Here is a 12,050-nt window from a genome sequence, read left to right as displayed (position 1 = left end):
CCACAGCCACATTGCCCTCACGATTGCCTTGCTAAACGGGCAGGGCGGTGTTAATCTCACTGCATTACTCTTTGAGGAGACCGCGTTGCTTCAGGTATTTGGGCAGAAGCGCTTATTCTACGGCTACTTTATCGTCGCGGGCAGTATGTTTGCCTTGTTCGTGAGCATGGGCGCGCGCAACGGCTTGGGCATCTTCATCAACCCGATGGAGGCGGACGGCGTCTGGCAGAACCGCACCGCCATCGCCGCCGTCATCGGCTTGGGGACACTGGTCAACGCGCTAACGCAGCCGTTCTTCGGCAATCTGTACGACCGATATGGCGGGCGCGCCGTGATTTCCGGCAGCCTGCTGCTGCTTGGTGTCTCAACGATAACCCTTGCCTTCACGCAAAGCATCGGCCCAGAGTTCAGCGTGAATGTGAGCATATTGGGCGGCTTGCTGGGACAGTTCGAGCTGAACAACTCCCTAGTGTACATGTTTTTCATTTACAGCGTGCTGATGTCCATGGCGTCCAGCGGCGTTTCGCTGGTAACCGTTCACGCGATGCTGTCCAAGTGGTACTTGCGAAACCGCGCCAAGGCGTTGAGCATCGCCACTGCCGGCACTTCGGCAGGAGGACTGCTGCTTACGCCGTTCTCCGCATCGCTGATACTGTGGGCGAACTGGCGCTTCGCGTGGGCTGCGCTGGGTCTATTCGTGTTGTTGCTTGCACTGCCGCTCGCGTACATCATCCTGCGGGACAGTCCCGACGAGGTCGGCGAAAACCCGGACGGCGACGCCAACGAAGTCACCGGCGACACGCAGGTTGCGCGTCCTACGGCGGTTGTGGATAGAAAAACCCCATTGCAGACAGAAGTCTGGAAGGACTCGCTCAAATCGTCGCCATTCTGGCAGCTGTCGAGCGCGTACTTCGTCTGCGGCATAACGACGATCATAATATCCGCGCACTTCGTGCCGTTCGCCATCGACTTGGGCATATCATCGGGAATTGCTGCGATGGCATTTGGATTATCGCAAGGACTGAATATCGTGGGCGTAATCGTGGCGGGCATGCTCGCGGACAAGTATAGCCGCAAGAATGTGCTTGGCACGATATACTTCGTGCGCTTCCTCGCGTATGTGATGCTGGTGCTGCCCGGCTTTGCGCTGATGTTCTGGGGTATTCAGATATCGCCTATGATAGGTATCTGGTCGTTCGCCGTGCTTGCCGGCATGTCGTGGCTTGCGACGCCACCGCTGACGAGCTCGCTGACGGCGGACATTTACGGCGTCAGGAACATCGGCACGCTGAACGGGTTATCCACGATGTCGCACCAGATAGGCGGCGCGATGAGCGTGTATCTAGCTGGGGTGCTGTATGACAGGTTCGGCGCATACGAAATACCGTTCGCGATAGCGGGCTTGTTCCTGCTCGGCGCGACTATCGCGAGCTACTCGGTTAACGAGCGCAAATTCTCGCTGCGATACCAGAGCACGCCTAACCCCGCGACCGCCGGCGGAGGCGACTAATGTTCCCGTTGCCGCTGCTTTCGGTGCTTGCCCACCACGACGAGCCGGGCGACCCTGTGCTGCTCTCCTGGGTGCTGCACCTGTTCTACAGCATCGTATCGCTAGGATACGGCGCCGTAGTCATCGTGCTAGGCACGATAATCGTAGCCATTCCCATAGTCATAATGGCAGCATACTTCACCCAGCGCGCCAAGTTCGGCTCGTAGCGCTGACAAACAAAGGCGATTACTATGTCTCGTCTCACACCGCGACCGGGCTACACGCCTTCCACGATGATGACGCTGGCGCTGGCCGACCTTGCACGAATGTCCTTAATCTCTAGGTACTCTGGCGAACTCAGCCATGCACGCGCCTGCTCAACGCTGTCGAATTCAATCACCACGAGACGGTCGGGCGTCCAGTCGCCGTCAGCCACCTCGGTGGCGCCGCCGCGCACCAGGTATCTGCCGCCATGCGCCTCTACGGTCGCCCCGACCCGCTCTCGAAACTCCTCGAACACCGCCTCGTCTTTGATGTCGTCATTTACGACTACATATCCTGCCATTGGTAACACTCCTTTCCAGTGTTGAAGCCTTTATGCCCAAGACGGGCATGTATTTCCTGAAACGAAATAATTCTATCTGAATTAACTCGAGCCTTCTACCTGTACCGTAACGATGTCTATCCCGTGATATTTCCTGTGGCTCACCGAAGAGGCGTAGTGCCGTAGCAGCCGGAAGGAGATTTCGTGTTCCTCCGGCACCTCGGCCTGGTCGCTGAGGTGCGCCAGCCTGTCTTCGAGGTTCTGCTCGTCAAAGACCGCCATGAACTCCAACTCAATCGTCTCGCCGGGGCGCGCAACGACTATAAGGCGCGGCACCGTGCTCGTGTCAAGGTCTTCACCGGAACGCAGCAGGCTCGAAAGCGTCTCCTCGCCCGCGGCGCGCAGCCGCTCGGTCGAATCTTCGCTCCAGCCGGTTTCGGAACCAATCTCGGAGAGGAAGGCATCCACCTTAGGCAGTGCCGAGGACTCCAGAGTAACTTCCATGCGCTTCCTACGCGGGCTGGTCAGTTCAATGAACGCCGTCATCAGCATCGCGACGAGAACCCCGGCGGTTAGTCCGTTGTCGAGCGGCGCGCCCCAAGTTCTGCCCAGCAAATCCACTAGAATGTCCTGAGTCACCAGACCCACTCCGACCGAGAGGGATACCGCCGCCACCATCACCCTGCGCGGGTCGAGACCGCCTTGGAAGACTGTTCTCATGCCTTCGACGAAGAGAAGGCCCATTATCGGCAGCAGGAACGCACTCGCGACGGGTGTCGGGACCGTGAGCAGGATGGCAGCCACCTTGGGCAGAAAAGCCAGTCCCAACAGGATGATGCCTACTGCATACCCGACATTGCGTGCCGCGACTCCGGTGAGGTTGATGAGCGCAAGGCTGGTCGGCGAGTAGGCTATCGTGGGCAGCGTGCCCGCGACTCCGGACAGCAGCGTGCCCAACCCGTTAGCGTTGACCGAGCCTTGCACTAGGCGGAAGTCGGTTGCCTGCGGACTGTTCCGCGATACCCGCTGAATCACCACGCCGTCGCTGCTCGTCTTAATTGCGCCCACGAGACTCACAATCAGGAACACGGGCAGCATGGTCCAGAAATCGCCAGCAGGCGTCAGGTCAAGTCCGTGCCAAGCCGCAACATTCGGCAGGTCAAGCCAGGACGCTTCAATCACCCTGCCCGCATCGTAAAGCCCGAAGAGAGCGGCTACCGCGCAGCCTGAAGCGATTCCGATGAGTGGACCACACAGCCTCCAAAGCCCCGTGGCTCGCATCGCCAGCAGCGTTGCGACCACCAGCGTTACGGCGGCTACGGCAGGACCGGCGGACGGAGGAGCGGACTCAGGCACATCGCCCAGCCTTCCGACTGCGATAGACATCACCGTAACCGCTATCAGCATCAGCGCCACTCCGGAGACGACCGGGGTGATGATGCGCCTGAGCAGCGGAAGCCACGCGGCAACGGCGAACTGAACCAGTGAGGCAACGACGATGAGACTTGCGAGCATGGAGATTCCGCCCAGTTCCAGCGCCAGAACCGATACGGCTATGAAGTGAGGGCTGGCTCCCGTCATCAGGATATGCGCGGCTCCGAGCCTTCCGAGGCGACCTGCCTGCAGAACAGTGATTGCCCCGCCGATTATCAGCGAGCAAGCGATGCCCCACGAGATGTAGTCATCGCCCAAGCTCGCCGCCCGAAAGGCAATGGTTACGAACAGCACAGTGTTCGCCAGGGCTATCGTCACGCCTTGAAGGGCGACGCCAATCGATAGCAGAGTTGGGCACCACTCATCTGGTTCGTAACGGATGTGCTCGTCTATTCCCGCAATTCTCATATCCGGTTCAACCCTTGTCCGCCTCTTGCAGCACGTTGCCGGATAGCTCGGAGATGGTTTCCAGGTGCACCAGTACGGCGACGCCTTTGCGCTCAGGGTCGCGCGCCATTTCTGGAGCGGGAGTTAGCCCCATCACGCGCTCGCGTTCGGTGCCGGATGCGTGCACCGTAACCCTGCCGTGGAAGCGCCAGTGTATGCGCTTGGCGCTGTTGCGATAGAAGATGACCACCTGCGGGTTCTCGTCGATGTTGTCCACCGACGAGCGCATACCGCGCTCCCACCAGCACAGCGTTCGGTCGTTGTACACCGCCACGCTGCCGCGCATGCTGATTTGCGGTCTGCCGTCCGCCGATGCCGTCCCCACATAGCATGGGTAGCCGTCACCCAGCGCGCCGTTAATCTTCTGTCGCATATCGTCAGTTATCGAAATCGCCATGCCTAGTTCTCCTTGAATTGTCCGGGAGTGTCAGACGGAAAACAAAGCGCCTTGCTTGCTTTCCACTCTGCTAATGTTCTTATTGGGCTTGCTCGTTTCATTGTGCCACACATTCACTGTGCCGAACACGCCGTCATAGCCAGGCTCAATGACTATGTTGCCCGACCGCACGCGCTCAACGCCTTCCGCGATTCGCTCGCCGCCGACCAGCTCTATCTCCGCGATGCTCGCGTCCGTCAGTATGTGCAGTTCGCTGCCGATTTCGTTCACGATCTGCATGTACTGCGCTTGCACACCCTTCGTGTTGACGCCGCGCTGCATGCTCTCAGCGACAATCTGCTGTAAACCGACCAGCGGCCTGAACGGCGGTCTGCCGTCGCAGCTGTGAATAAAGCCGTTGGCGTCGCGTCGCTTGTTTACCGTCCTTTGTGCCAGTCGTTCAGTGCGCTGCATCACGCCCAAAGTCATGCGCCGTCCGCACACCGGACAGGATTCGCCGGTCAATGCGACTTCTTCAGGCGATAGGTTGACTCCGCACTTGCGATGGCCGGAATTGTGGTACTTTCCCTCTTCGGGGAAGAACTCGACGGTGTAGGCGATGCGCTGCTCTTTCAACGCTTGCCGCAGACCGTCGTAGCTTAAATCGCCGTCGATGATTGTCAGCTCGCGCGCCATCTTCGGCAGCGAATGCGCGTCCGAGAACGACACGATGCTCACATCGTCAAGCTCAGGCAGGCGCCAATTCATCGCCGGATCGCTGGACAGCCCGGTTTCGATTGCGTGGATGTGCGATGTCAGGTCGCCGAAGCACTCTTGCAGCGAGTCGAAGCCGGTGCGCGAGCCGTAGATGCCAAAGTGCGGCGTCCACGCGTGCGCAGGAATCAGCATAATGCGATCGTCGATGTGCAGCATCGTTTCCAGCAACTCGCTCGGTGTCATATGCAGCGTTGGGCGTCCGTCTGACGCCAGCAGCCCTTTGCCGCTCAGCGCTGCGTTGATGCGCTCCACGACTGCGATGCTCGGCGCCAGAATGAGTATATGGATGCGCCGGTTTTTGCCGCCCTGATAGGCGTTGCAGTTGACCTCCGTGCCTAGTACGAACCGCGCGCCGTTGTATTCGTACAGCCCGTCGTCCGTTGCCCGCAGCGTGCGCTTAGTAATGTCGAACCGCTCCGGATGCGTGAAATCCGCGCTTGCAAGCAGGTCTATGCCCTTAATGCGCGCCCATTTCGCCATATTCTCGAATGTCAGATCGGGGCTGGTGGCGCGCGCGAATGGCGAGTGCAAGTGTAGGTCGGCGGAGTATGTCAATGGGCAATTTTCGTCCTGGGGAAGGGATGGTTTTCACAGGGATGGATTGTCGTTTGCTTTGCTCCCATCATGTCCCTCCCCCATAAGGGGAAGGGGCAATAGGGACGCTAGGATGGCGAGGATTTGCGGTTTCGCCTTATCCGAACATCCCACGCCGTTCGAACACACCGGCGAGCGTGGCGACGCCCTCGCGGATTTCTTCCGCCGTGTTGTGGCTGAATGTCATGCGCAGGTGGTTGTTTCGGGCGCGGTCGGCGCGGTAGATGCCGCCGGGATTGTATTTCACGCCTGCCTCGACCGCGCTGTCGAGCGCTGCCCATGTGTCGGTGTCTTCGGGCATTCGTACCCAGCCCATCATGCCACCGTGCGGCGCGACGATTTCGCACTCTGACGGGAAGTTCTCGCGCACTGCGCTGACGAGCGCGTCTCGCCGGGACAGTAGCTCTCGCCGCACCGTCTCGACATGCTGCGCCTTGCGTGTTCGCAGATATTCGTACACCAGCATCGTCGCTAGCTGGCTCGGCATGCCGCCGGTCAGCGCATCCTGCACCTGCTGCGGCGCGACCGCAAAGCCTACGCGCAGCCCGCAGCCGAGCAGCTTCGTGTACGATGACACATAGATGACCAAGCCGCTGTCGTCCATGCCCAGCATTGATGGCGGCAGCGGGTCGCCGTCTATGCGAAAGTCCGCGTACGACTCATTTTCGACGATAGGGATGTTGTACTCGGCGGCGATCCGCAGCATGTGCTTGCGGCGTTCAAGGCTGAGTGTCGCGCCGGTGGGGTTCTGGTACACGGGAATGGTGTAGATGAACTTCGGCTTTCTACCTTGCGCGGCGAGCCGTTTAATTTCGGCTTCGAGCGCCTCGGTGTCCATGCCGTCCATATCCGAGTTCACATGAATCACTTCGGCGCGCTTGCTGAGCAGCATATTCAGCGTGCCGGAGTAGGTGAACTCTTCGGCAATCACGACATCGCCGGCGTCGATAAACGCATCGACCAGCTTGCGGATTGCGCCGCCCGCGCCATCGCTGATGAATATATCGTCTATATCGACATCGGCGCTGCGCTTGTCCTTCAGCTCGTCGGCAATCACGCCGCGCAGCCCTTCGTGTCCCTTCAAGCCGGGATAGCCCGCGAGACTCGTTGCCTCGCGCAACAGCACGCTGCTCATCGCCTCGGCGTACAGTGCACCGTCGATAGCCTGCGGCACCGCGTTCGTTACCGAGAATATGTGCGCCGTATCCGCGCGCAGCCCGGCGGGCATATCCACCGCAGCGGGCAGATTTTTAGAGAAAAACTCTGAGTAATCCATTCAAATCTCCAGTCGCCATTTATTTAACGGTACATAATTGCCGCAACCTGTCCTTTACTCTCCTCTCAGGGAAGGTTAGGAAGGGAGTTATGATGAACCACGCCAACCCTAACCGGCTCACCGTACCCTTTGACACGCTGCGAATCTATACTATCATGCCATAGTGGAATTGCGAGCGCTCTCAGTAGGACAAGGAGAAACCCAATGGCAACATACATACTCCGTATATCTACCACATCCAGAGGGCGCAGGATGATACTCGAAGACCCGAATGTCATCCTCAACACCGAGGACGAAATGGACTTCACTGGCGCGGGGATAATAGGGCTGTACGCCGTGCTGGGCGACATAGACTTCGTAGCCATACTGGAGGCTGACGACAACGCCGCCGCCGCGCGCTTCGCCCTGGAACTTGGCGTAAAGGCGGGCTTGCGAACCACTACGCTACCCGCCATCCCGATCGGCCGCCTCGAAGACAGGTCCGGCGACCGCCCCAGAGGGCAAAGCGCCTACGCCGTCATCGGCTCCGGACCGGGCGGAGGCGCCGGCGCGTCATAAATTGGCTTTGTGGATATGAGCTGAACCTGTCTCTGGATTATACGATGTCCTACTGTTTGTAACCTGTCGGCAGTGTACTGTTGACTCATTGAACCCATTTCAAGTCCCGGCGGTTCAGACTAAAAAGGTGGAGATGCCTGCCCAAATAAGTCCATACCCCAGCAAGTGACATTGCCGTCTTCCTTTAATCCACATGTATGAACGCTACCGGCGCTGATACTTGTGAACTTGCCGGCGGGAGGCGACGCTTGCCCGTAATAGGCTGCCCGGACGATAACATTAGGGCTTCCCCGTAGTCTTTAAGACGCACGGGAAAGCCCTAATCAATCAGGGGTTATATATCCATTACTACAGCGGCAGTTGCACTTTCTCCCCCGTCTGCGCGCTTATCGTAACCGCCTCGGTGAAGTCCATGTAGCGCACACCGTCGGCGAAGTTGGTGTGCGTTATCTCTTCGACGCCACGAATGGCGTTGATGAACTCTTCTTCCACGCGCCAGTAGCCCTGGTTTTCTTCGGGTATCTCAATCTCAGACATTTCACTGTCGTCGCGGGTGCCTCCGTACAGCGCCATGCCGGGCGACTCGACGAACAGCGTGCCGTCGGTGCCGTGCAGCCACGCGCCGTTCTGCGGCGAATGCCCGGTTACCGCGCTCATGCGTATGTGCAGCAGTGGCCCCGAGTACATCTCGCATAGTACTTCGATGTGGTCCGGTATCGTGATGACCTTCGAGCTGCCGCTGTCGTCGCGCCGCGTCACATGCACGCGCGTCAGCGACTGCACTGTCTGCGCGGGACCGACCCAGCGCATCATCGCCTCGTACCAGATGCCCATTTGCATGATATTGTAGCCGCTGAAGTCGCGGTCGTGCCGCCAGTGATACGGAGCTTCCGGCGCGACGAAACCTGCCGGATGCATCGTCTTGTCATTGGCCACGAGGTTCACGGACAGCACATCGCCCAGATAGCCGTCCGCGATGAGCTGCTTGACAGTGTTATCCACACGCAGCGTCATCGGTGAGGGGACAATCTGCGCGACCAAGTGCGGAGCAAGCCGAGACGCATCCAGCATCTCCCGCGCCTGCGCCGCGTCCATGCACATCCGCGCCTCTGTCATCACATGCTTGTCGCTCTCCAGCGCGGCAAGCACCATATCGCGGTGCATATACGGCCATGTGCCGATGCAAATGGCGTCCGTGTCGTCCGCGTCTATTAGGTCAACCCAGCTGTCATAGACTTCGGGCAGTCCGTATTGGTCGGCGATGCGCTGACCGGACGCGCGGCTGCGGTTCGCCACGCTGACAATCTCAACGCCGTCGATTTCCTGAAAGCCGGGTATATGGCGCAGAGTCGTATTCCCGCCCGCGCCCACAAGTCCGATTCGTATAGTGTCGTCTGCCATGTGTAAATCGCTCCTCTTTCTTGTATGTTGTATCTAAAGCCGTCGTATCCGTATCGCATGGATTATAGGCTACACGGCGCTTGTCAGTCTATTTGCAGCGTGCATAGGCGTGTGATTATCAGTCAGAAGGGAAAAGTATATCTCCTCATCGCTCCGCCGTAGTCTTTCCCCTCCGCATCCAAGAACGCCCTATAATCGGCAAACGGGAAATACAACTCAACCGGCAGTGGTATAGCATCGCGGTCCGGCAGCCGCTCTGCATCGTCGAACACCCAGTTCAGCCACATCGTCTGCTCCATATCCCAGAACCTGAGCATAGACCATCCCGCCGCCGACGCAACCCGCACCTTTTCTGCCGTCAGCAGCCCGCCCAGCGTAAGATGCACCCCGTCCCATTCCGCGGCAACCGCCGGCCAGTTCGGCGTCAGCCAACTCTCCATGTCCGTCGCAAAGTCTTGTCCGTCGGAATCGCGCGGCAGTGTTGTCAGAGGATACAGCGTCCATCCTTCATTATCCGATTCCGCCGGGTCCGAGGCGTCGCGCGCCGATCCGGCGGGATACTTCGCGCAGAGCCGATGCCAGTCCGCCGGCCCGTTAATCTCATACACGCGCGCCGCATCGCTCACCCGCAGCCGCCACTGCTTTACGGGAAATTTGAACTCCAAGGTCAAGTCGTTCGGCCCGTTTACATCGCTTATATCCATAGCCGTGAGGAACGAACTATTGCCCTTGAAGCTCGTGCAAGTGTACAGTCCCGACTCCGGCTTGTTCGTGCGCTGTTCCCAGTATGTCAACGGCGCGGCGCTTGGCGGCTTGAACTTGTGGAGCGTTGGCTCGTCATCTCTTCTAGCAGCCCATGTCTGCGCCTTCCTATCCAGCGGAGCGAACCACCATCCAACCTCCGGCAACTCCAAAATAGCGCGCGCCAACTTACTCAGCTTTCGCCCGTTCAGCAGCGTGTACTTCACAGTCTCTTGGAAGTCAGGACTCCATATACTCAGCTCGTTGATAGCGTGATACGCCGCTTGCAGGCTTATCTCTGGGTGAACTGCGTCAGCCGCGCTCACTCCCGACTCTTGCAGCACAACCAAGAACGCGCATCCCGCCGGGGACGCGAGCAGTTCTTCAACCTTCTCGTCTATGTCCCGAGCCGAATGCGCGTTCATCGCCTGCCTGCTTGACCCTACACGCTAGGGTAGTGCAGCCTGCCTTGTCGGTCGGTATGCGCCATATAGACATCGCCGCCGCCTGTGGTTACGAACAGCGTGGTCAGGTCGGAGCCGCCGAACGAGCAGTTTGTCGGGCGATCGGTGGGCGTGGGGTGCGTTTCGATCACTTCGCCGTCGGGCGCGAAGACATATATCATCGGCCCCGGCCCGCTCTCGTCAAAGCCCGCCGTCGCTACGATATTGCCCTCGGTGTCCAGCACCATGCCGTCGATGCCGCGGTGCGCGCCAAAGTCGTGCAGCACGGTGTGATCGCCGAGACTGCCGTCTTCGTTCACCGGATACGCCCGTAACTCGCGCTTCTCGTCCGCGTTGCGCCCGGACTGCGCCACATACAGAGTCTTGTGGTCGAGCGAGAACAGCAGTCCGTTCGGCCGCGTAGTGTCGAAAGTTACGCGTGTGATCGACCAGCTGCCGTCGTCCTGCTCGTCCAGTCGATAGACTGAATCGTGGTCGAGGTCTTTGTTGGAGCGGTCGTTGCTCCACTCGCCGCCCGCGCCTTCGTAGAACGGGTCGGTGAACCAGACGCTGCCGTTTGGGTCGATAGCAAGGTCGTTCGGCACATTAAGCCGCTTGCCTTCAAAGCCGTCCGCGAGCACCGTCGCGGATCCGTCCGCCTCGTAGCGCACGACACGCCTCGCGCCGCCTTCGCATGCGTACAGCCTGCCTTGCGGGTCGAACATCAGCCCGTTCGCGTTGTTCGTGTCCGACCGATAGACGCTAGACCCGCGGTCCTGCGGATCGTAGCGGATGATGCGGCTAGCCGGGATGTGTGTGAACAGCAGCGCGCTACCGTCCCACGCCGGTCCCTCAGCAATGCCGCCATAAGGCCCGTTGACCAGAATAAATTGCCAGCTCATGTATCTCTCCATTCGCTAGATTTCTTTGAGTTAGATTGTCTATTTCAAGGATGAGCAGGAATGTGTATCCTGAATACCCTGTCCATTCATGCATGTCAGTTCTTGCCTTGCTAGATAACTTCCTCGGATTCGCCCACATCGTCGGCAGCGCCGCCGCCCAATTCCGCGCCGACAGCCTTGATAGACCCGAACTCTTCGCGGTAGGCGTTATGCATGCTGCGCGCGTCGCTGCTGTATAGCACGAATCGGGCGCCCTCGCGCAGCCACTTGGTCGTCAGATCGACCGTCTGGTGGTGTATCAGTGTAGGCACGCCCGCCGCCTGGCACTTGGCGATAATCTCGCGCAATGCGGCTTCGTAGTCGGGATGGTCGTACTGGTCGGGGATGCCGAGCGTGATGCTCAGGTCGTTTGGCCCAACGAAGATAGCGTCGATGTCCTTGACCTTCAGGATGTTCTCCAGATTCTCGATGGCGGGCACGCTCTCGATGCCGATGATGCACACATTGTTGGCGTTGCGCGCTTCGAGGTACGCTTTCGACGCCTCGCTGGGGAACTCGCCGGTATCCACAGCCTTCCGCACCAGAGCACCCTTCAGCGGACGCCACTTTGCCGCGCCGACGACTTCCTTCGCTTCATCGACAGTCTCGCAGTACGGCGCGAGAACGCCCTGCGCGCCCGCGTCGAGCGCCATCGTTACATAGTGCGAATCCGGAATCGGTATGCGCACAATGGGCACGACGCCGCTGAATGTGAACGCCGCGATGAAGTCGGCGACATCCATCCTGCCGCGCGGCGAGTGCTCCGTATCTATAATCACATAGTCGATGCCGAAGTTCGCAAATGCCGAAGTCCAGCGCGGGTTGCGCCCCATGCTAATCATCGTGCCATAGACGATGCCGCCGTTCTGCACCCGTTCCTTCAATTCTGCCCCGTTCATGTAGTCCTCCGAGTGAGATTTCAGTAATCAGTAATCAGTCCGCATGAATTGCTCTGCTGCCATACACTACGATGAATTGTATCCTGCAATGGTCGTGTGTCAAGCACGCGCCGCCCTTGCCGCGTACCTC

General features: G+C 59.3%; 13 protein-coding genes. 3 read left to right on the top strand and 10 right to left on the bottom strand.

The annotated features are described in order from the left end of the window. The first annotated feature begins 85 nt into the window (after nucleotides 1–85). Nucleotides 86–1,510 carry an MFS transporter gene (locus F4X57_14735; GenBank protein ID MYC08401.1) on the top strand — a complete coding sequence of 475 codons (1,425 nt, stop codon included), beginning with the start codon at nucleotides 86–88 and terminating at the stop codon, nucleotides 1,508–1,510. Further along, nucleotides 1,510–1,716 carry a hypothetical protein gene (locus tag F4X57_14730; GenBank protein MYC08400.1) on the top strand — a complete coding sequence of 69 codons (207 nt, stop codon included), beginning with the start codon at nucleotides 1,510–1,512 and terminating at the stop codon, nucleotides 1,714–1,716. Before F4X57_14735 ends, F4X57_14730 begins: the two co-directional genes overlap by 1 nt. A gap of 50 nt (nucleotides 1,717–1,766) precedes the next feature. Here F4X57_14730 and F4X57_14725 read toward each other — a convergent pair whose 3' ends face one another. From F4X57_14725 to F4X57_14705, 5 genes are all read right to left on the bottom strand, one after another. Next, nucleotides 1,767–2,054 carry a DUF1330 domain-containing protein gene (locus F4X57_14725; GenBank protein MYC08399.1) on the bottom strand — a complete coding sequence of 96 codons (288 nt, stop codon included), beginning with the start codon at nucleotides 2,052–2,054 and terminating at the stop codon, nucleotides 1,767–1,769. An 81-nt stretch (nucleotides 2,055–2,135) separates the two neighbouring features. After that, entirely contained in the window at nucleotides 2,136–3,875 is a 1,740-nt protein-coding gene (locus F4X57_14720) for a hypothetical protein (protein MYC08398.1), read from the bottom strand. Between the two features lie 7 nt (nucleotides 3,876–3,882). Then, entirely contained in the window at nucleotides 3,883–4,311 is a 429-nt protein-coding gene (locus tag F4X57_14715) for a pyridoxamine 5'-phosphate oxidase family protein (protein ID MYC08397.1), read from the bottom strand. A gap of 30 nt (nucleotides 4,312–4,341) precedes the next feature. After that, nucleotides 4,342–5,622, bottom strand: a complete 1,281-nt coding sequence (locus F4X57_14710) for a DNA helicase UvrD (GenBank protein MYC08396.1) — start codon at nucleotides 5,620–5,622, stop codon at nucleotides 4,342–4,344. Between the two features lie 136 nt (nucleotides 5,623–5,758). Further along, nucleotides 5,759–6,937, bottom strand: a complete 1,179-nt coding sequence (locus F4X57_14705; GenBank protein ID MYC08395.1) for a PLP-dependent aminotransferase family protein — start codon at nucleotides 6,935–6,937, stop codon at nucleotides 5,759–5,761. 204 nt (nucleotides 6,938–7,141) lie between these two features. Between F4X57_14705 and F4X57_14700 the strand changes: the two genes are divergently transcribed. After that, entirely contained in the window at nucleotides 7,142–7,495 is a 354-nt protein-coding gene (locus tag F4X57_14700) for a GYD domain-containing protein (protein MYC08394.1), read from the top strand. 119 nt (nucleotides 7,496–7,614) lie between these two features. On the opposite strand, the gene F4X57_14695 is transcribed toward F4X57_14700, so the two are convergent. From F4X57_14695 to F4X57_14675, 5 genes are all read right to left on the bottom strand, one after another. Then, complete coding sequence (locus F4X57_14695; GenBank protein MYC08393.1) at nucleotides 7,615–7,770, bottom strand: hypothetical protein; 156 nt, start codon at nucleotides 7,768–7,770, stop codon at nucleotides 7,615–7,617. A gap of 73 nt (nucleotides 7,771–7,843) precedes the next feature. Further along, nucleotides 7,844–8,896: a Gfo/Idh/MocA family oxidoreductase gene (locus tag F4X57_14690; GenBank protein MYC08392.1), complete on the bottom strand. Its 1,053-nt coding sequence runs from the start codon at nucleotides 8,894–8,896 to the stop codon at nucleotides 7,844–7,846. A gap of 122 nt (nucleotides 8,897–9,018) precedes the next feature. Beyond that, entirely contained in the window at nucleotides 9,019–10,062 is a 1,044-nt protein-coding gene (locus F4X57_14685) for a hypothetical protein (GenBank protein ID MYC08391.1), read from the bottom strand. 17 nt (nucleotides 10,063–10,079) lie between these two features. Continuing rightward, nucleotides 10,080–10,994 (bottom strand): SMP-30/gluconolactonase/LRE family protein, encoded by a 915-nt coding sequence (locus F4X57_14680; protein ID MYC08390.1) that lies wholly within the window; start codon nucleotides 10,992–10,994, stop codon nucleotides 10,080–10,082. A gap of 98 nt (nucleotides 10,995–11,092) precedes the next feature. Beyond that, complete coding sequence (locus tag F4X57_14675) at nucleotides 11,093–11,920, bottom strand: hypothetical protein (GenBank protein ID MYC08389.1); 828 nt, start codon at nucleotides 11,918–11,920, stop codon at nucleotides 11,093–11,095. Nucleotides 11,921–12,050: the final 130 nt, after the last annotated feature.

Source organism: Chloroflexota bacterium, assembly GCA_009840355.1.
In the GTDB taxonomy this organism is placed as follows: Bacteria; Chloroflexota; Dehalococcoidia; order Lucifugimonadales; family JADFKI01; genus Bin90.
This window is presented reverse-complemented; position numbering and strand designations above follow the sequence as displayed.